The organism is Agromyces sp. C10, assembly GCF_023217995.1.
Taxonomy (GTDB): domain Bacteria; phylum Actinomycetota; class Actinomycetes; order Actinomycetales; family Microbacteriaceae; genus Agromyces; species Agromyces indicus.
On record NZ_JALPSX010000001.1, the window covers coordinates 21,890 to 39,668 of the forward strand.

A 17,779-nucleotide genomic window follows, 5' to 3' on the forward strand; every position below is an offset into this window, starting at 1 on the left:
CGCGTCAGCCCTCCACCTGGAAGTACAGGTGGGTGTGCAGCCGGCAGCGCTCGTTGAACCGCGCGCCGCACGCCGGACACCCGGTCGCCTCGAGGTAGGCCGCGATCGTGAGCTCCGTGCCGCACTCACCGCACAGCACCGCCGCACGGTCGCGCTCGGCCACCGGCCACTGCTCGGCGGGGTGGTCGGCGGTCTCCTCGTGACACCGGTGGCACGGGTAGTACTCGCCGCAGCACGCGAAGCGGATCGCGATGATGTCGACCTCGGTGCGGTAGTGCACGCACCGGGTCGCCTCGTCCACGACCGGGCCGAGCACGCGCGGCCGATCCCCGGCGGTCACGGTCGGGCGGGCGGGGCGTTCGGTCACCGGTCCATGATCGCAGGCCGAACGGGCAGCCCTCCCAGCGGCTTCGCAGAGGATCCGCAGCCCCGGGGTCGCGTCGGCGCCTACGGTCGATCACATGGACGGACGCGCGCACGCACGGGGCTCGAACGCCCGCCCCGCGCCCGTCCGGCGCCCCGGTGCGGAGCCGCCCGCCTGGACGCGCGCGCTCGCCGAGGGCGACGACGCCGGCTGGTTCGGACCGGGCAGTGCGGTGTGGGCGGTGCACGGCGCGCTGCCGACGCTCGTCGCCGGCATCCGTGCGCTGCTGCTGCAGACCCTGCACCCGGGCGCCATGGCCGGCGTGCACGATCACTCGCGATACCGCGACGACCCGCTCGGCCGCCTCGACGGCACCATCCGCTGGGTCGCGACGACCACGTTCGGCGACCGCCGGGCCGCCGCGGCCGCCTGCACGTTCGTGACGCGCCTGCACGACCGAGTCACCGGCACCTACGTCGACGCGCGCGGCGTCGACCGTCCGTACGCCGCGAACGACGTGGAACTGCTGCGCTGGGTGCACGACGCGTTCACCGAGGCGTTCATCGGGGCGCACGAGATCTGGGGCGGGCCGATCCCGGGCGGCGCGGACGCCTACGTGCGCGAATGGGCGCAGGCGGGTCGACTCATGGGCCTGCCCGAGCCGCCGACCTCGAGGGGGCAGCTGCGGCAGGAGCTCGACGCGTTCCTCGCCGACGCGAAGCCGGACGACCGGGTCGCCGAGGCGGTGCGGTTCATCCGTCGACCGGGCCTGCCGGGCCTCACGGGGCGCCTGTACCCGATCCTCTTCGGTGGCGCGGTCGCCTCGCTCGAGCCGCGCCATCGCGAGCTGCTCGGGCTGCGCCGCCCGCGCTGGCCCGCGATCACGATGACGCGCGTCCTGCTGTGGTCGGCGACGCGCGTGCTGGGGCGGATGTCGCCGAGCGAACGGAACGCGCGAGCGCGCATCGCCCGCCTCGACGCGGCAGGCCGTCAGCCGGGGGAGGGGTCGCGCAACCCCTCGCCAGGGAGGTCCGCGGCCGCGTAGCGTGGCTCCCCGACCGAGAGGAGCATCATGCGAACGTACCGGGTCGGAACCTTCATCGGCAGCCTGTCCTCCACGTCCATCAATCGCACGCTCGCGAAGGCGCTGATGCGCGTCGCACCCGACGACCTGGAGTTCACGGAGATCCCGATCGGGAACCTTCCGCTCTACAGTCCCGACTACGACGACGCCTACCCGCCCGAGGCGACCGCGCTGAAGGAGGCGATCGCGGCATCCGACGCGGTGCTCTTCGTCACGCCGGAGTACAACCGGTCGATCCCCGGGGCCCTGAAGAACGCGATCGACTGGGCGTCACGGCCGTGGGGGCAGAACTCCTTCGACCACATCCCCGCCGCCGTCATCGGCGCGTCGCCCGGGCAGATCGGCACCGCGGTCGCCCAGCAGAGCCTCCGCGCCGTCCTCAGCTTCTGCAACGCGCGACAGATGACGGCCCCGGAGGGGTACATCACGTTCAAGCCCGAGGTGTACGGCGACGACGGCTCGATCGCCGACGAGGGCACCGAGCAGTTCCTCACCGAGTTCATGGCGGAGTTCCGCGACTACATGGAGCGGGTGCTCACCGTGCTGCCGCGCTGAGCGCCGGCGCCCTGATCAGCGTGCCCGCTCGGGACCGTTGGTGCCGTCGATCCCCGTGACCGCGGTGAGCAGGAACACCGAGTCCTCGAGCGCCAGCACCGAGTGACGGTCGTGGCTCAGCACGTCGAGGCGGCCGGCCGGGATCTCGTCGACCTCTTGGCCGGTGACCCGGATCCGGCCGGAGAGCACCTGCACGCTCGCCGCGGCGGGCGAGTTGTGCTCGGCCAGTTCCGCTCCGGATCGCAGCGCGATGATGGTCTGCCGCATGGGTCCGTCGCGGAGGATCAGCTCGGCGCTCCGGCCGTGCTCGTCCTCGAGCGCGGCGGCGAGATGGACGCGGGCGCGATCAATGAGGTCGGCCATGGGGATCCTCCGTCCGACGGGATGTCGTCCAGTATGCCAAGCGGCGCCCTCGCCCACTGCCCCCGCCGCGGCATCCGCCCCTAGCATGGGCGCATGAGCGCCCCCGCCCCCGCTCCGGCCGCCACGACCGAGGGCGGTCGGCGGCGCCCCCGGCTGCACCTCGGCACCGGCGACCGCGCCGCTGCCGCACTGCTGCTGCTGGCCACCGTGCTCGCGATCGCGTGGGCCAACTCGCCATGGGGCGAGACGTACGAGGCGTTCTGGGGCCTGCCGATCGAGCTCGGCATCGGCGACGTGGTCCTGCGCACCGACCTGCACCACTTCGTGAACGACGCGCTGATGACGCTGTTCTTCTTCGTCGTCGGCCTCGAGGTCAAGCGCGAGTTCACCCTCGGCGAGCTCACCGACCGGTCGCGCGCGATCGTCCCCGTGGTGGGCGCGATCGCGGGACTCATCGTCCCCGCGCTGATCTTCCTCGCGATCGCCTGGCCGACCGGGCAGGCGCACGCGTGGGGCATCGTGATCTCGATGGACACCGCGTTCCTGCTCGGGGCGCTCGCGATCATCGGCCCGAAGTTCCCGGCGCGGCTGCGGGCGTTCCTGCTCACCCTCGCGGTCGTCGACGACATCGGCGCGCTGCTGGTCATCGCCGTGTTCTACAACACCGGGTTCGATCCCGCGCCGCTCGCCATCGCGGTGGTGCTCATGGTCGCGATCGCGCTCGTCCGGTTCCTCCGCGCGGGCCGCGGCATCGCCTACGCGGTCCTCGGCATCGCGCTCTGGTTCGCGGTGCTCGCCGCCGGCATCCACCCCACCCTCGCCGGGGTCGCCGTCGCCCTGCTCATCCCCGTGTTCCCGCCGGCGCGGTCCGACGTGGAGCGCACCGCCGAGCTCACTCAGGCGTTCCGCGAGTCGCCGAACGCCGCCTACGCCGCCGCGGTCAACCGGAGCCTGCGCGAGTCGATCTCGATCAACGACCGGCTGCAGGGGGCGTGGGGGCCGTACATCTCGTTCCTCGTGCTGCCGATCTTCGCGCTCGCGAACGCGGGCGTGCACCTGAATGCCGAGACCATCGGCGCCGCCGTCGTGTCGCCGCTCGTCTGGGGCATCGTCGCCGGGCTCGTCGTCGGCAAGTTCGTCGGCATCACCGGCGCGGTCGCCGTCGTCACCGCCACGGGACTCGGCCGGCTGGCGCCCGGTCTGCGGATGCCGCGCATCGCCGGCGGGGCCGCGCTGTCGGGCATCGGGTTCACGATCTCGCTGTTCATCGTGTCGCTCGCCTTCACCGACCCCGAACTCCGCGACCTCGGACGCGTCGGCGTGCTCGCGGCATCCGTCATCGCCTTCCTCCTCGGATGGGCCGTGTTCACCGTCGGCGACCGGCTCTGGCCGCCGCAGCCGGTGGGCAAGGTCCTCGTGCGCCCCTTCGACCCGACCCGCGACCACTACCGCGGGCGACCCGACGCGCCATACCAGATCGTCGAGTACGGCGACTTCGAGTGCCCGTTCTGCAGCCGTGCGACGGGGTCGATCGACGCGGTCCTCGAGCACTTCGGCGACGACGTCTGCTGGGTGTGGCGCCACCTGCCGCTCGAGGGCGTGCACGCGCACGCCAAGGATGCGGCCCAGGCGTACGAGGCCGCGGCGCTGCAGGGGCGCCACCTCGAGCTGGCCCGCCTGATGTTCGCGAACCAGGACGCGCTCGAGACCGACGACCTGTGCCGGTACGCCGCCGAGATCGGCCTCGACGTCGAGCGCTTCCTCGACGACCTGCACTCGCCGAAGGTGGTGCGCCGGGTGGAGGACGACCAGCTCGACGCCGAGGTGATGGACCTGCACTCCACGCCGACGTTCTTCGTCGGCGGCGTCCGCCATATCGGTCCGTGGGACTCGCGCTCGCTGATCCGCGCCCTCGAGCGGTCGGTCGAGACACCGCGGTCGATCGGATGACGGTCCGCCTCCGTCCGTACGGGCCCGCCGATGCGGCGCCGACGCTCGAGGTGTTCCGGCGCGCCGTTCGCCTGACCGCGGCGGCCGACTACGGCCCGGAGCAGGTCGCGGCGTGGGCGCCGGAGGACCTCGACCCCGCAGCATGGGCCGTGCGGCGTGCGGAACGCAACACGGTGGTCGCCGAGGTGGACGGTCGGGTCGTCGGGTTCACCGATGTCGACGCCACCGGCTACCTCGACATGATGTACGTCGATCCGGCCGTAGGCGGCCGGGGCGTGGGTCGCGCCCTGCTCGCCTGGGCGCTCGAGGAGGCGAGCCGCGCGGGCGCAGAGGTGGTGCGGACGCACGCCAGCATCACCGCGAGGCCCTTCTTCGAGGCCCACGGATTCCGTGTCGACGCGGTGCGCCACCCCGTGCGCAACGGCGTCGTCTTCGAGAACTTCGCCATGAGCCGCGTGGTCCGGGGATCGGGCTGACGGCACAGGGAACGGGGCGGATGTCCTGCGACATCCGCCCCTTCGCGCGGACCCCACCGCGCGCTGCACGCGCCCCCTACACGTGCAGGTCGGTGCCCTTCGTCTCCTTGATGAGCGAGACGGCGACCAGCGAGATGACCGAGGCGATGGCGATGTAGACGCCGATCGTCCAGGAGTTGCCGGTCGCGGTGAGCAGCGCCTCGGCGATCATCGGGGCGAACGCGCCACCGAGGATCGCGCCGAGCGCGTAGCCGATCGAGACGCCGGAGTAGCGCACGTTCGCCGGGAACAGCTCGGCGTAGAGCGCCGCCTGCGGGCCGTACGAGAGGCCGAGGCCGAACGTCATCACGAACAGGGCCACGAAGTACCAGACGATGTTGCCGGTGTCGATGAGGAACCACATCGGCACCGCCCACAGGGCGAGGAACGTGTAGCCGATCTGGAACGTGCGGATCCGGCCGAGGCGATCGGAGAGGCGGCCGCCGAACATCGTGAAGCCGAGCCAGCCGAACGAGGCGAGGACCGTCGCGAGGAGGACCGTCGGGCGGTCCATGCCGAGCGCCGTCACGGCGTAGGTGGCGAAGAACGCGATGAGCAGGTACCCGGCCGCGTTGTTGGCGATGAAGACGAGCGCGGTGAGGACGACGTTCTTCGTGTTGTGGCGGAAGAGCTGGCCGAGCGGCGCCGACGACTCCTGCTTGCGGCGCTGCAGGTCCTGGAAGACCGGGCTCTCCTCGACGGCACGGCGGATGACGTAGCCGACGACGATCAGGACGATCGACAGCAGGAACGGGATGCGCCAGCCCCACTCGAGGAACGCCTCCTGGGACATGGTGGAGGTGATCACCCAGAGCGTGAACGTGGCGAGGATCATGCCGACCGGGACGCCGATCTGCGGGAACGCCCCGAAGAAGCCGCGCTTCTGGTTGGGTGCGTGCTCGACGGCCATGAGGGCCGCGCCGCCCCACTCGCCACCCGCCGAGAAGCCCTGCAGGATGCGCAGGGTGATCAGCAGGATGGGCGCGGCGATGCCGATGGCGGCGTAGGTCGGCAGGAAGCCGATGAGCGAGGTCGAGACGCCCATCATGATGAGCGTGAAGACCAGCATCTTCTTGCGGCCGAGCTTGTCGCCGAGGTAACCGGCGACGACCGCGCCGAGCGGGCGGAAGAGGAACGAGATGCCGATGGTCGCGAAGGCGAGGATCTGCGCGAGCGCCGGGTTCGACTCGGCGACGGGCGCGAGGAAGAGCGGGGCGAGCACGAGGCCGGCGGCCTGGGCGTAGATGAAGAAGTCGTACCACTCGATGGAGGTGCCGACCAGGGTTCCGGCGAGGACCTTGCGCTCCTCCTTCGGCATGCGCCCGGTGCGCTCGGCTTCCTCGTGGATCTGTGACGTCGTCGTCATGCGAACTCCGTTGTTCTGTGCAGGTTCGGGTGGGTCGGGTTGTCCGCGGCGCGGGGGGTGGGTGCGCCGTTGCGGATGCAGGCCGGACGCCGGTCGTTTTGCTGACCGATCGTTCGGTATGTAAAGCAGACCATAGCGCACGCAGGTCGTTCACCGAAACCCCCTGCGATGAACGGTCGCCCTGACGCGACGAACGGCGGCTATCGCAGGTCGAGCCGCATCAGCACGCGCGGGAACCCGTTGATCACCGACTCCGTGTCGGACGCCTTCGTGAAGCCCGCGGCCTCGTACAGCGCGCGCGTGCCCACGTACGCCATGGTCAGGTCGACCTTCGCCCCGCCGTTGTCGACCGGGTACCCCTCGACGGCCGCCGCACCGTGCGCGCGCGCGAACGCGACGGCGCCGGCGAGCAGCCGGTGGGAGAGCCCCCGACCGCGGTGGCCCGGCCGCACCCGGATGCACCACACGGACCACACGTCGAGGTCGTCGACGTGCGGGATCTTCCGGTTCGTGGCGAAGCTCGTGTCGGCCCGCGGGTGCACGGCCGCCCAGCCGACCGGCTCGTCGCCGTCGTACGCGATCACGCCGGGCGGCGGGTCCTGGGCGACGAGCTCTCGCACGCGCTCGCCGCGCGCCGGGCCGCGAAGCGCCAGGTTCTCCTTCGAGGAGGTGAGCCGATAGCTCAGGCACCAGCACACGTTCGCATCGGGCCGCTTCGGCCCGAGCACCGCTGCGACGTCGTCGAAGACGGATGCCGCGCGCACCTCGATCGCCATGGGCCGATCATGCCAGCGGCATCCGACATCGCGGGCGGGCGGCGGACGGCCGGTTCAGAGCGCGGAGAAGACCAGCGGCAGCGCGAGGAAGGCCAGGATGAAGGCCCCGGCCACGACCGCCGTGGTGAAGCCCATCAGCGCGACCGGCACAGCCGAGCGCAGGCGGACCGCCATGGCGACCACGAGCGCGGCGCCCAGGACGATCACCGCCCACCAGTACACGGGGCTCGTGGTCTCGGCGACGACGGCGAGACCGTAGGCGCCCTCGCCGATCAGGATCCCGGCGAGCACCCCCGCGCCCACGGCGGCCTCCATCGGGCGCCGGCGCAGGGCGTGCGCGGCGACGCCGACGACCGGTCCCGTCACGATGCCGATGACCCCCCAGACCACGGGATCGAACGGGAAGCCGCGCCATCCGGAGACGACGGCGTAGCCCACCGTCAACGCGACGAAAGCGAGCGCACCCGCGATGGCGGCCTCGGGCCGGCGGCGGGCGCTGAGGAACACCAGGACCGCGGTCGGCATCATCCAGCCCGACGCCGAATTGGCGAGCGACGCGAACTCCGCGGGCAGGAACGCCTGCCCGAACGACGTCGCCCCGCCGAGCACGAACGCGACGGCCGTGACCGCCGCGACCCGCAGCGCGGCCGGACGGATGGGCACGAGGAACCGGTCGTCGGGGAGTCGCGAGGTCGGAGGGGCGGTGCTGGTCGAGGTCACCCGACGATTCTCGCCGCCTGCAGCCCGCCCCGGGCCGTTCGGCGGACGATCTCATCCTCACGGGGGAGGCCGTGGAACGGCGACGAACGCCCGACGCAAGGCCCTCGTGCCATCCGCTCGCCGCCCCTATCGTGGCGCGTGAGGCCGACGGAACCGACCCGACGAGGTGAGGACCATGACCGACGTGCTGATCTTCGCTCCCGCGCCGCTGCTGACCGTGACGCTCGAGGGCGACCATCCCGGCGGCGACCTGCACGTGCACTCGGGCGGGCAGGGCGTCTGGCAGGCGCGGATGCTGCGCACCCTCGGCCGCACCGTGGCCATCGTGGGATCGTTCACCGGCGAGTCCGGTCGCGTCGTGCAGCACCTGCTCGGCGACGAGGGCATCGAGGTGCACCCCGTCGTGCGCACCGGCCGCGGACCGGCGTACGTGCACGACCGGCGCACCGGCCAGCGGACCGTCGTCGCCGAACTCGCCGGCGACCCGCTCTCGCGGCACGACCTCGACGAGCTGTACGCTGCGGTGCTCCGCGAGGCCATGGCCGCCCGCATCGTGATCCTCAGCGGGCCGGCCGACGAGGGCATCCTGCCCGACGACGTGTACCGGAGGCTCGCCGCCGACCTCCGGGCCGAGGGCGTGCCGGTCGTCGTCGACCTCGCCGGAGCCCGCCTCGAGGCCGCGCTCGCCGGCGGGGTGACGCTCGCCAAGGTGAGCGACGCCGAACTGCGCGAGGCCCGGGAGATCCGCGGCGACTCGGTCGACGAGGTCGTCGCCGCGGGCCGACGCCTGCGCGATGCCGGAGCCCGCAGCGTCGTCATCACGCGCGCCGGCGAACCGCTCGTGCTCATCGACGGCGAGCACGCCCGCCTGGTGCACGTGCCGCGCATGCAGGAGGTCGACCCGAACGGCGCCGGCGACTCGCTCCTCGCCGCGGTCGTGAGCGCGCTCGCCGAGGACCAGCCGCTGCTCGAGGCGATCGCCTTGGGCGCGGCGGCCGGGGCGCTCAACGTCACGAGGCACGGCCTCGGCACGGGCGACCCCGAGGCCATCCACCGCCTGCGGGCACGCGTCACGATCGAGGAGGTCGGCGACGACGACGTGCAGGTGGTCACACCCCGACCAGCTCGCGGCGCGCGCGGAGGTGGACGACCGATGAGCACCGTGCTGATCACCAACGACGACGGCATCGACTCGGCCGGGCTGCACGCGCTCGCGGCGGTCGCGATCGACGAGGGGCTCGAGGTGGTCGTGGCGGCGCCCGCCTCCGAGGCGAGCGGGTCGAGCGCCTCGATCATCGGCGCCGACCACGACGGGCACGTGCACATGTCGCGCCGCGAGATCGCGGGGCTCGACGTGCCGTGCTACGCGGTTCGCGCGGCGCCCGCGCTGATCGCACTCATCGCCGCGCACGGCGCGTTCGGCGACGTCCCCGATGCGGTGCTCTCCGGCATCAACCGCGGCGCGAACATCGGACACGCGGTGCTGCACTCGGGCACCGTCGGCGCCGCGCTCACGGGCGGATCGAGCGGGGGTCGCGGTCTCGCGGTCTCGCTCGACGTGGGCATGCACCCGGTCGCGCACGAGTGGGCGGCCGCGGCCGCGCTCGCCCGCGGCATCCTGCGCCCGCTGCTCGCCGCGGCGCCCGGCACGGTACTGAACCTCAACGTGCCCAACCGAGCGGATGCCGCCGGCCTGCGCCCGGAACCGGCGACCCTCGCCCCGTTCGGCATCGTGCAGACCACCGCCGCCGAAGCCGGCGAGGGGGGCGTGCGCCTGACGGTGGCCGACCTCGAGGGCGAGCACGACGAGCGGAGCGACGCGTGGCTGCTCGCGACCGGCCGGGCGACGCTCACCGCGATCACCGCGGTGGGGGAGACGGCGCTGCCGGACGGGCTCAGCCGGTCGTGAGCTCCTGCTCGCGCGGCAGGATCAGCGAGAACGTGGTCGTGGGTGCGGAGTCGAGCAGCAGGTGCCCGCCGAGGGCCTCGGCCAGTTCGGCCGCGAGGGCGAGGCCGATGCCCTCGCCGCCGTTGGTGCTCCGCCCGGGCGTGCGCTGGAAGACGGTGTTGCCGATCGGTCGCTCGCCCTCGTCGGCGACGCGGACGGTGACGTAGGCGCTCGCGGTCGACGCGGACACGGTCACGTCGCCGCGTCCGTGCTGGAGCGCGTTGTGGATCAGCACGTCGAGGATCTGCCCCGCCGGTGCCGGAGCTGCGGCGTCGGCGAGCTCGCTCGTCGTCACGACCTCGATCGTGCGGTCGAGTTCGTCGGCGTGCGCGCTCCAGCGGTCCGCGGCGTCCTCCAGGAGTTCGTCGACGGGCAGCCAGTCGTCGGCGCCGGGCGTGCCGCCGCGGGCGAGGTCGAGGAGGTGCCCGATGGCGTCGGAGAGCCGGTCGATCTCCTGGATGGCGTGCTCGAGCTGGTCGCGCTGCTCGGGCGTGGTCTCCTTCCAGAGCGTCAGGTCCTCCAGTTCGAGGCGCAGCGCGGTGATGGGCGTGCGGAGCTGGTGCGAGGCGTTCGCGGCGAACTCGTGCTCGCGACGGATCCGGTCCTCCAGCGTCGCCGCGCTCGTGCGGAGGGCTTGGTCGATGGCACGCGCCTCGGGGATCCGGAGGTCGTCGCCGGGCGGGGAGAGGCGGCCGCGCCCGAGCTCGCGCGCCGTGCCGGCGAGGCGCACGAACGGGTCGGAGAGGCGGCCGGCGAGCAGCACGCCGACGATGGCCGAGGCGAGGAGCAGGCCGACGCCGATGACGACGACCGGCATGAGCGCCTCCTGTACACGCTCGCCGATGACCTCGCTCGAGCGGCTGAACTCGACCGTGCCCCCGTCGGCGAGTTCCGCCGTCGCGGTGATGTCGTCGGGTTCCGGGTCGACGCCGGCGGTCACGACCCGTCCGTCGGCGGCGGTGAACGTGACCCGCTCGCCCTCGACGAGGAGCGGCTCGAGGAACTCCTCGGTGACCTCGTTCCCGGCCTCGCGCTCGGTCATGAGCACGGCGAGGAAGTCGGCGAGGCGCACGACGCGGCGCTGCTCGCTCGACTGCACGAGGTCGGCGACCATGTAGGCGCGCGGGATGCCGTACAGCGCGATGATCCCGACCGCCAGCGCGACGAACGCGATGACGAGCCGTTCACGCATCCGCGCGTCCCTCGTCGAGGCGGAACCCGACGCCTCGGATGGTCGTGATGCGCACGTCGGCGCCGGCGTCGTCGAGCTTCTGCCGCAGTCGCGCCATGGTCACGTCGAGCGTCTTGGTCGAGCCGAACCAGTTCTCGTCCCACACCTCGTCCATGAGCTGCTCGCGCGTGACGACCGCGCCGCGGTAGCGGTCGAGCTGGGCGAGCAGGTCGAACTCCTTGGTGCTGAGCTGCACCTCCCGGTCGCCGGCGTGGGCGCGACGCGAGGCGGGGTCGACGGTCAGGGGCGTGGCGGATGCCGCGGGCGGGGCGGTCGTGCCGGGCTCGGCGGCGATCGGCCGGGAGCTGCTGCGGCGGAGCAGCGCCCGAAGGCGGGCGAGCAGCTCCGCGAGCGCGAACGGCTTGGCGATGTAGTCGTCGGCGCCGACGTCGAGCCCGACGACCCGGTCGAGTTCGCCGTCGCGGGCGGTGAGGATCACGATGCCGCCGTCGTAGCCCAGGTCGCGGAGGCGGCGGCACACGTCGAGGCCGTCCATGTCGGGAAGCCCCAGGTCGAGCACCACGAGTTCGACCTCGCCCGCGGTCGCCTGCTCGATCGCGGCGCGCCCCTCGGCGACGCGCAGCACCTCGTAGCCCTCCCGCGAGAGGGTTCGAACCAACGGCAGCGCGATGCCGTCATCGTCTTCCACAACAAGGATCTGCCGCCCCACGACGTCGATGCTATCGACGTCGCCCTCGTCTTCCCGGGGCGCGCGACCCCGAGTGTCGGCATCTCGTCGCCCCGGGTCGCCCATGCTCAGAACTCCCGGTCCAGCGCGCCGGACTCCGTCACCGGAGCGGTCGAGCAGGGGTTGCCGGCCATGTCCGTGGCCGCGGCCGAGGGGCTCCACACCATCGCGGACGCGGTGTTCACGGTGCGCAGCGCGCCGCCGTTCAGCAGCGACCCGACGGTGACCTGGATGACGGTGACGGGCACGCCGTTCACCGTGGCGGTGGTCGCGGTGAGCGTCGCGTTGAAGTTCGACGTCTTGTTCGTCTTGATGAAGTCCTGCTTGAGGTTCACCGATCCGAGGTTCACGGCCGCGCCCGAGCGGAGGATGTCGACGGTGTCGCCGGCGTTGCCGAGTCCGAGCAGGTTGCCGTCGCGCAGGCGGAGGGTGACCGGCAGCGCCGACCCGTTCCATCCGGCCACGATGCTCGCCGGGTTCATCTGCTCGCTGTACGTGAACGTCATGGTGTCGCCGGTGTCGACCTTGCCGGGGGCGGCGCCGCCGTTGGCGGTCTGCACGTCGAACCCGCGCACGGGAGTGTTGTCGATTCGGCGACCGCTCACCGTGTTGGAGGTGGCCTGCTTGTTGGCGTTGTCGGTGAGGACGGCGCGGAAGTCGACGAGGCCGTCGGCGATGGTGCGGGTGTCCCACGCGCAGCCGTACGGCGCGGTGGTGATGGTGCACACGGTCGTCCACGTGCCGGTGCCGCTCGGGGCGCGCTGGATGACGATCGACTTGACGCCGGCGCTGGAGTTGGCTGCGGTCGTCAGCGTGACGGTGCCGCTGAGGAAGGCGCCCGGGTCCTCCATCGAGATGGAGATGACGCTGTTGTCGACCGTGCGGTTCGACACCGTGGTCGACGTCGCCGAGTTGCCGGCGTCATCCGTCGCCACCGCGCGGAAGGCGTACACGCCGTCGGCGACCGTTGTGGTGTCGAATCGGCACGAGTACGGCGGCGCGGTGACGGTGCAGGCGTCCTTCCAGGCGGTCGTGCCGGTGGGCGCGTACTGGATCACGACCCGGTTCACGCCCGAATGGGCGTCCGAGGCGGATGCCGCGAGCGTGACCGTGCCGCTGAGCGGCGTGCCCGGATCGGTGATCGCCACGGTCGGCGCCAGGTTGTCGACGAGCACGTCGGCGACGACGGCCGACGTCGTGGTGATGCCGTTGAGTGTCGCCACCGACCGGAGGTCGAAGTAGTCGTTGGCGAACGACGCGGTGTTCCAGTTGCAGGTGTACGGCGCCGCGAGGTTGCTGCACAGCGTCCGCCAGGTACCGGAGCCGGCGGCGGCGTACTCGACGCGGACCGAGTAGGTGCCGGTCCCGGCGTTCTGCAGGGTCGTCGCGAGCGGCACCGTGCCGCGCACCACGTCGCCCGGGTCGGCGAGCAGCACGGCGAACGCGTTGGCGACGGTGGTGCGGACGAGGGCGGAGGTGGTGGTGTATCCGGCGTTGTCGGTGGCGATCGCGCGAAGGTCGTAGCTGCCGTCCGGCACGGTCCGCGTGTCCCAGCTGCAGCGGTACGGCGACGCGGTCGCGGTGCACAGCGTGGTCCAGGTGGTCGCGCCCGCGGCCTGCATCTGGACGACGACGTCGCGGATGCCGGTCTCGGCATCGGACGCGGCGGCCGTGATGGAGACGGTGTCCTTCAGGCCGGTGCCCGGGTTCTGGACCGAGACGGTGGGCGGCGTCCAGTCGACGGCGGCGCCGACGGCGCTCGATCCGTTCGAGGTCTGGGAGGTGAACGCCGCCGAGGAGAACCCCGGGCCGTTCGCGCCGACGCCCGCGACGAGCAGCACCGCGAGTGCGGCGCCGATCGCGATGCGGACGGCAGCGTGGATCATGGGGTGGTCCCTTCAGGGGGCGGGGGTCGGTTCCGACGCTACGCGGCGGTGGGTTACAGCCACCCCACGGGAGCACCTCACCGGCGCAACAAACGCTCGCGCTCGCCCGCGCCGGCGCGGGCGGGCGCCGGCTCGCATCCGCTGCTGAGCCCGATGCGGAGGGCGACGAGGAGGCCCGCGGCGAGGACGGTGATCGCGATGTCGCGGGCGGTCCAGGCCTGGGCCGCGGCGCCGGGGAGGCCGACGACATGGGCGAGGAGCGCACCGACGAGCGATGCGCCCGCGACGATCGCCATGCCCAGGCGGGACTCGATGCATCCCGCGGCGGCGAAGCGCGCGGCCGCGCCGAGGCCGATCACGCCGACCAGGACCGACAACATCAGGTACGGGTCGGTCATGATGTCGCCGAAGGGGGCGGCGTAGAGGTGCAGGAGCGACAGGGCGGTGAGCGCGGCGACCGCCGCCCACCGGAGTGGGCGGCGTCGCCGGGGGGAGGTGGGCGCGGTCGTCACGTGACGACCTGCCCGGTGGGGATGGGGGCGGGAGTGAGAACCGGGACGCCCGCGTTCGGGTCGGGGGGAACAGGCGTCCCGGTGGCCTTGGAGCCGCGGAGCGCGCTGATCACGTCGCGGAGGCAGAGGAGGGCGACGATGCCGGCGGGGATGCCGATCACGAGGACCCTGGTGAGCGGTTCGGCGAGGCCGATGAAGATCCAACCGACCTCGGGCAGCCAGCCCTCGACCCGGGGCTGCACCGCATCCTCGAGGGCGAAGGTCCACGGGTCGGCGCTCTCGTTGGCGTCGCCCTGGGTCTGGAAGATCGGGGAGTCGGTGCCGGCGGGAGCGGGCTCGATGGAGATGATCCGGTGGGTGACGAGTTCGGTGATGCCGGACTCGGCCGGGGGAAGGTAGGTGATGACGTCCCCGACGCGGAGGTCGGCGACCGGGACCTGCCGCTCGAACACGAGGGCGCCGCGTTCGAAGGTGCCCGACATGGAGCCGCCCGTGATCACGTAGCGGTCCAGCCCGAGCAGGCCGGGCAGCAGCATGAGCGCTGCGATGGCGGTGGCGATGAGGGCGACCGCCGTGATCATCGCGTTGCCGATGGTCTTCGCCGTGCGCGTGGCGCTCATGCTGCTGCTCCCGTCCTGGTCTCGTGGTCGTCAGGTCGTCACTGGTTGTAGGTGGTGGCGGCGGTCTGCGTGCCGTTCCAGGTGTACGTGGCCGACGCGGTCTTGCCCTGCTCGGCGTTGGTCGCGGCCTGGGCGAGCGTGACGCTGAAGGTGTACTCGCGCGCCTCGCCGGCGGCGAAGGTGCCGAGGTCGATCGGGCCCGAGGTGGTGAGCGCGCCGAAGGTGCCGGACCACACGGGGGTCTGCGAGCCGGTCTGCGTGATGACGAGCGTGAGGTTCGCCTTCGTGGCGAAGTTGTTGACCGCGTCCTCGGTGAGCTTCATGTTCGAGGCGAGGGAGCCGGTGTTGGTGATCGTGACCTTGCCGTTGACGACGTCGCCCGGCTTGAGGTTGCTCACGTTGAAGATCGCGTTGCCGGCCTTCGAGTTCGACTGCGTCAGCGTGCCGGCGTTGAACGCGTTGGCGGAGTTGACCGAGTTGGAGATGAAGTCCGCACCCGATCCAGCGGTGACCGCGGCGGCGACCAGGAGGCCGGCGAGCGGGACGAGGATGCGCTTGCGCGAGCGGGGCTTCTCGGTGGCCTGGGGGGCCTCGGGGGTGATGGCGTCCATGGGGTGGGGTTCCTGTTCTGTTCGTGTGAACGTCGTGATGGCAACGCTATGGAGGCGTCGGCAACAGGAACCCCACGGCAGATCCACCGTCCGGACAGGCTTGGGTCACAGCTGGGGATCAATGCAACGGTATGGAAACCCGGGGTCGCGTCATCCGTTCGGGTTCGTCGCCGCGCCGTCGAGCCACAGCGTGTCGGCGGGGTCGCTGTGGGCGCCGCCGCTGTCGACGTGCTTGGCGCTGATCTGCGGTCCCTTCGTGATGACGTGCACGAGCGCCATGGCGTGGCCGCGGCCGAGGCCGTGGTCCTCGGCGAGCCAGGCGACGATCGGCGTCGCCTTGGTGCCGGGGCCGAAGCCCCGTTCGGTCGCGAGCTCGATGAACTGCCGCGGGGTGAGGCCGGTCTTGGCCTCGATGTTGTCGAGATAAGCCTGGAAGGACATGCGCTGCTCCTCAGCGGTCGGCGGGCCCGTCGGCCCAGATCTGGATGATGGTGTCGGACGCGTGGATGCACAGCATCCGCAGTGGGCCGTCGCCGGTGTTGGTGAAGCGGTACCACACGCCGGCTGGCACCGTGGCGGTGTCTCCGCAGGTGGCAACCAGCTCGGCGTCGCCGACGATGATGCGGGCGGTGCCCTCGAGCACGACCCACGTCTCCGGGTAGGGATGCCAGTGCAGGCCTGGTCCCTGGCCGGGGTCGTTGTCGACGAAGAAGTACGAGACGCCCGCGCCGTACTCGCGTCCGACGAAGCGCCGCGTGCGCCCGGTGCCGATGTGCAGCGTCTCGGCGGGCACGAGCACCGGAACCGTCGCCGCGGTTCCGGACGGGCTGAGGGTGATCTCTGCATCGGTCATGGGGCAAGCGTCGCGCCGTGGCATCCGTCGCCGTTAGTGTTTCGACGTGGAGCGAAACTTCGCGGAGTTCCGGCTCGCCCCCGGTGACATCTCCGCGATCCGGTTCGGCGTCTCGCCGGGGCACGAGCTGTGCCACGCGGTCCGCGTGCTGCAGCGTCCGGACGAGCACCCGTTGCAGTGGGGCTGGCTCCGAAGCGTGCGCGCGAACGTGCCGCGCGACGCGTTCGAGCTGTTCGCCGTGCTCATCGGCGAGCGCGGCTACTTCCCCGACTTCCTCACGACCACGCCCACGTGGGACCTCGAGCCGGCCGATGAGGCGGCGCGACTCGGCGAGGCGCCGCTCGGCCCCATGGCCGTCGACCTCCGCAAGGTCGTGGTCCGCTCCGCAGGCCACCGCCGCGATGCGGTCGAGCGCATGCTGGCCGATCTGCCGCTGGCGCGGCGCCTCATCGCCGACGCGTGGCTGGAGCTGTGGGCGGCCCTGCTCGCGCCCGTGTGGACGGAGCTCGAGCGCATCCTTCGGGCCGACATCGCGGTGCGCGCCCGCCGCGTGGCGACCGACGGGCTCGGCGGCATGGTCGGCGGGCTGCACCGCGCGATCGAATGGCACGACGACGCCGTCCGGGTCGAGCTGCGCCTCCACTCCGAGGTGCTCGACTGCCGGGGCTCCGGCATCGTCCTCGTGCCGTCGGTGCTCGGCGGAACCGGATGCTCCGTGCTCACCGAGCCGCCGGCCCAGCCCACCGTCTTCTACCCGGCGCAGGGCGTGACCGAGCGATGGGCGACGGATGCCGCGGCGCTCGCCGATGCACTCGGCGCGCTGCTCGGCCCCGCCCGAGCCGGCATCCTGCTCACCTCGCACGCGCCGCGCACGACCTCGCAGGTCGCCGCGGACGCGTCACTCGCCCTGTCGACCGCGTCGCACCACCTGACGGTGCTGCGCGAGGCCGGCCTCATCGTGAGCCGCCGCGAGGGTGCGCGGATGCTGCACCTCCGGGCGCCGCTCGGCGAGGCGCTCGTCGGGTCGGCGCGCGTTCCCTGATCGCGACCTGGATGCGGGGCTAGCCGAGCACGAGCTCGTCGAGACGGGCGAGCAGGTCGGCCGGATCGTCGAACACCTCGCGCGCCCCCGCCTCGCGCAGTTCCGCGGCCGAGGTGCCGCCCGATCGCACGCCGTAGGCGATGACCCCGGCGCGTTCGGCGGCGATCATGTCCCACGTCGAGTCGCCGACGAAGGCGGCGTCGGCGGCCTCCGTTTCCGCGCGCTCGAGCGCGACGGCCAGGATGACGGGGTCCGGCTTGGCGCGGTCGACGTCGTCGGCCGAGGTCGTGGCGTGCACGGCGTCGCCGGCGTCGAGCGCACGCAGCAGCAGTTCGAGTTCCTCGTCGGGGGCGGAGGTGGCCAGCACGGCGCGCGTGCCGCGGTCGGCGACCGCCCGGAGCAGGTCCGTGGCGCCGTCGAAGGCCCGCAGCCGCGGGGCGAGCTCGCGGTAGAAGAGGGAGTGCCCCTGCTTGGCCTCCGCCGTCCATGCCTCGTCGCGTTCGCCCGCGAGTTCCGTCACGAGCCTGGAGGCGTCCTGTCCGATGGCCCGGTGGATCCGCCAGGCGTCGGCGTGGACGCCCTGCAGGGCGAACGCGCGCTGCCATGCGTCCACGTGCAGGAAGTTGGAGTCGAGGAGCGTTCCGTCGATGTCGAACAGGATGGTGCTCGGTCGGGCCGTGGGCGTCATGCGTCCC

20 protein-coding genes are annotated in these 17,779 nt (G+C 72.4%); 6 read left to right on the forward strand and 14 right to left on the reverse strand.

The features are described 5' to 3' along the window. Window positions 1-4 precede the first annotated feature (4 nt). The gene (locus M1L56_RS00125; protein ID WP_248597637.1) at window positions 5-367 is read right to left on the reverse strand and encodes a CHY zinc finger protein; all 363 of its coding nucleotides are present in this window, start codon (window positions 365-367) and stop codon (window positions 5-7) included. Between the two features lie 94 nt (window positions 368-461). On the opposite strand from M1L56_RS00125, the gene M1L56_RS00130 reads away from it, so the two are divergent. Then, window positions 462-1,409: an oxygenase MpaB family protein gene (locus tag M1L56_RS00130; RefSeq protein WP_248597638.1), complete on the forward strand. Its 948-nt coding sequence runs from the start codon at window positions 462-464 to the stop codon at window positions 1,407-1,409. A 27-nt stretch (window positions 1,410-1,436) separates the two neighbouring features. Next, entirely contained in the window at window positions 1,437-2,003 is a 567-nt protein-coding gene (locus tag M1L56_RS00135; RefSeq protein ID WP_248597639.1) for an NADPH-dependent FMN reductase, read from the forward strand. A 15-nt stretch (window positions 2,004-2,018) separates the two neighbouring features. Here M1L56_RS00135 and M1L56_RS00140 read toward each other — a convergent pair whose 3' ends face one another. After that, window positions 2,019-2,366: a cupin gene (locus M1L56_RS00140; RefSeq protein ID WP_248597640.1), complete on the reverse strand. Its 348-nt coding sequence runs from the start codon at window positions 2,364-2,366 to the stop codon at window positions 2,019-2,021. Between the two features lie 93 nt (window positions 2,367-2,459). Here M1L56_RS00140 and nhaA point away from each other — a divergent pair, with 93 nt between their 5' ends. Next, on the forward strand, window positions 2,460-4,316 hold the full coding sequence (gene nhaA, locus M1L56_RS00145; protein ID WP_248597641.1) for a Na+/H+ antiporter NhaA: 1,857 nt from the start codon (window positions 2,460-2,462) through the stop codon (window positions 4,314-4,316). Beyond that, window positions 4,313-4,792 carry a GNAT family N-acetyltransferase gene (locus tag M1L56_RS00150; protein ID WP_248597642.1) on the forward strand — a complete coding sequence of 160 codons (480 nt, stop codon included), beginning with the start codon at window positions 4,313-4,315 and terminating at the stop codon, window positions 4,790-4,792. The genes nhaA and M1L56_RS00150 overlap by 4 nt, the downstream gene beginning before the upstream one ends. A 76-nt stretch (window positions 4,793-4,868) precedes the next feature. On the opposite strand, the gene M1L56_RS00155 is transcribed toward M1L56_RS00150, so the two are convergent. From M1L56_RS00155 to M1L56_RS00165, 3 genes are all read right to left on the reverse strand, one after another. After that, window positions 4,869-6,197 (reverse strand): MFS transporter, encoded by a 1,329-nt coding sequence (locus M1L56_RS00155; RefSeq protein ID WP_248597643.1) that lies wholly within the window; start codon window positions 6,195-6,197, stop codon window positions 4,869-4,871. A gap of 200 nt (window positions 6,198-6,397) precedes the next feature. Continuing rightward, a complete protein-coding gene (locus tag M1L56_RS00160) occupies window positions 6,398-6,973 on the reverse strand; it encodes a GNAT family N-acetyltransferase (protein ID WP_248597644.1) in 576 nt (191 codons plus the stop codon). 54 nt (window positions 6,974-7,027) lie between these two features. Then, window positions 7,028-7,693 (reverse strand): DUF6518 family protein, encoded by a 666-nt coding sequence (locus tag M1L56_RS00165; RefSeq protein WP_248597645.1) that lies wholly within the window; start codon window positions 7,691-7,693, stop codon window positions 7,028-7,030. Between the two features lie 175 nt (window positions 7,694-7,868). On the opposite strand from M1L56_RS00165, the gene M1L56_RS00170 reads away from it, so the two are divergent. Beyond that, entirely contained in the window at window positions 7,869-9,602 is a 1,734-nt protein-coding gene (locus M1L56_RS00170; protein ID WP_248597646.1) for a PfkB family carbohydrate kinase, read from the forward strand. On the opposite strand, the gene M1L56_RS00175 is transcribed toward M1L56_RS00170, so the two are convergent. The 8 genes from M1L56_RS00175 to M1L56_RS00210 all read right to left on the reverse strand — a co-directional run bounded on the left by M1L56_RS00175 (window position 9,589) and on the right by M1L56_RS00210 (window position 16,042). After that, the gene (locus M1L56_RS00175) at window positions 9,589-10,833 is read right to left on the reverse strand and encodes a histidine kinase dimerization/phospho-acceptor domain-containing protein (protein WP_248597647.1); all 1,245 of its coding nucleotides are present in this window, start codon (window positions 10,831-10,833) and stop codon (window positions 9,589-9,591) included. The two genes, M1L56_RS00170 and M1L56_RS00175, sit on opposite strands and share 14 nt — an antisense overlap. Then, window positions 10,826-11,542, reverse strand: coding sequence for a response regulator transcription factor (locus tag M1L56_RS00180; RefSeq protein ID WP_248597648.1), 717 nt, complete (start codon window positions 11,540-11,542; stop codon window positions 10,826-10,828). The genes M1L56_RS00175 and M1L56_RS00180 overlap by 8 nt, the downstream gene beginning before the upstream one ends. A gap of 86 nt (window positions 11,543-11,628) precedes the next feature. Continuing rightward, a complete protein-coding gene (locus tag M1L56_RS00185; protein ID WP_248597649.1) occupies window positions 11,629-13,446 on the reverse strand; it encodes an Ig-like domain-containing protein in 1,818 nt (605 codons plus the stop codon). A 77-nt stretch (window positions 13,447-13,523) separates the two neighbouring features. After that, window positions 13,524-13,958 (reverse strand): hypothetical protein, encoded by a 435-nt coding sequence (locus M1L56_RS00190; RefSeq protein WP_248597650.1) that lies wholly within the window; start codon window positions 13,956-13,958, stop codon window positions 13,524-13,526. Next, window positions 13,955-14,578 (reverse strand): signal peptidase I, encoded by a 624-nt coding sequence (locus M1L56_RS00195; protein WP_248597651.1) that lies wholly within the window; start codon window positions 14,576-14,578, stop codon window positions 13,955-13,957. Before M1L56_RS00195 ends, M1L56_RS00190 begins: the two co-directional genes overlap by 4 nt. A gap of 38 nt (window positions 14,579-14,616) precedes the next feature. After that, window positions 14,617-15,189, reverse strand: a complete 573-nt coding sequence (locus M1L56_RS00200) for a CalY family protein (RefSeq protein WP_248597652.1) — start codon at window positions 15,187-15,189, stop codon at window positions 14,617-14,619. A gap of 150 nt (window positions 15,190-15,339) precedes the next feature. Beyond that, window positions 15,340-15,630: a DUF4287 domain-containing protein gene (locus M1L56_RS00205; protein ID WP_248597653.1), complete on the reverse strand. Its 291-nt coding sequence runs from the start codon at window positions 15,628-15,630 to the stop codon at window positions 15,340-15,342. 10 nt (window positions 15,631-15,640) lie between these two features. Continuing rightward, window positions 15,641-16,042 carry a cupin domain-containing protein gene (locus M1L56_RS00210; RefSeq protein ID WP_248597654.1) on the reverse strand — a complete coding sequence of 134 codons (402 nt, stop codon included), beginning with the start codon at window positions 16,040-16,042 and terminating at the stop codon, window positions 15,641-15,643. Between the two features lie 46 nt (window positions 16,043-16,088). Between M1L56_RS00210 and M1L56_RS00215 the strand changes: the two genes are divergently transcribed. Beyond that, a complete protein-coding gene (locus tag M1L56_RS00215) occupies window positions 16,089-17,084 on the forward strand; it encodes a DUF5937 family protein (RefSeq protein ID WP_248597655.1) in 996 nt (331 codons plus the stop codon). A gap of 19 nt (window positions 17,085-17,103) precedes the next feature. On the opposite strand, the gene M1L56_RS00220 is transcribed toward M1L56_RS00215, so the two are convergent. Then, window positions 17,104-17,772: an HAD family hydrolase gene (locus M1L56_RS00220; protein WP_248597656.1), complete on the reverse strand. Its 669-nt coding sequence runs from the start codon at window positions 17,770-17,772 to the stop codon at window positions 17,104-17,106. Between the last annotated feature and the right edge of the window lie 7 nt (window positions 17,773-17,779).

Excerpts from the sequence above, each read along its gene's own strand:
- M1L56_RS00210 (WP_248597654.1), bottom strand. The coding sequence starts at position 16,042 with ATGACCGATGCAGAGATCACCCTCAGCCCGTCCGGAACCGCGGCGACG.
- M1L56_RS00160 (WP_248597644.1), bottom strand. The coding sequence starts at position 6,973 with ATGGCGATCGAGGTGCGCGCGGCATCCGTCTTCGACGACGTCGCAGCG.
- M1L56_RS00195 (WP_248597651.1), bottom strand. The coding sequence starts at position 14,578 with ATGAGCGCCACGCGCACGGCGAAGACCATCGGCAACGCGATGATCACG.
- M1L56_RS00170 (WP_248597646.1), top strand. The coding sequence starts at position 7,869 with ATGACCGACGTGCTGATCTTCGCTCCCGCGCCGCTGCTGACCGTGACG.
- M1L56_RS00185 (WP_248597649.1), bottom strand. The coding sequence starts at position 13,446 with ATGATCCACGCTGCCGTCCGCATCGCGATCGGCGCCGCACTCGCGGTG.
- nhaA (WP_248597641.1), top strand. The coding sequence starts at position 2,460 with ATGAGCGCCCCCGCCCCCGCTCCGGCCGCCACGACCGAGGGCGGTCGG.
- M1L56_RS00155 (WP_248597643.1), bottom strand. The coding sequence starts at position 6,197 with ATGACGACGACGTCACAGATCCACGAGGAAGCCGAGCGCACCGGGCGC.
- M1L56_RS00220 (WP_248597656.1), bottom strand. The coding sequence starts at position 17,772 with ATGACGCCCACGGCCCGACCGAGCACCATCCTGTTCGACATCGACGGA.
- M1L56_RS00205 (WP_248597653.1), bottom strand. The coding sequence starts at position 15,630 with ATGTCCTTCCAGGCTTATCTCGACAACATCGAGGCCAAGACCGGCCTC.
- M1L56_RS00175 (WP_248597647.1), bottom strand. The coding sequence starts at position 10,833 with ATGCGTGAACGGCTCGTCATCGCGTTCGTCGCGCTGGCGGTCGGGATC.
- M1L56_RS00150 (WP_248597642.1), top strand. The coding sequence starts at position 4,313 with ATGACGGTCCGCCTCCGTCCGTACGGGCCCGCCGATGCGGCGCCGACG.
- M1L56_RS00130 (WP_248597638.1), top strand. The coding sequence starts at position 462 with ATGGACGGACGCGCGCACGCACGGGGCTCGAACGCCCGCCCCGCGCCC.
- M1L56_RS00200 (WP_248597652.1), bottom strand. The coding sequence starts at position 15,189 with ATGGACGCCATCACCCCCGAGGCCCCCCAGGCCACCGAGAAGCCCCGC.
- M1L56_RS00140 (WP_248597640.1), bottom strand. The coding sequence starts at position 2,366 with ATGGCCGACCTCATTGATCGCGCCCGCGTCCATCTCGCCGCCGCGCTC.
- M1L56_RS00135 (WP_248597639.1), top strand. The coding sequence starts at position 1,437 with ATGCGAACGTACCGGGTCGGAACCTTCATCGGCAGCCTGTCCTCCACG.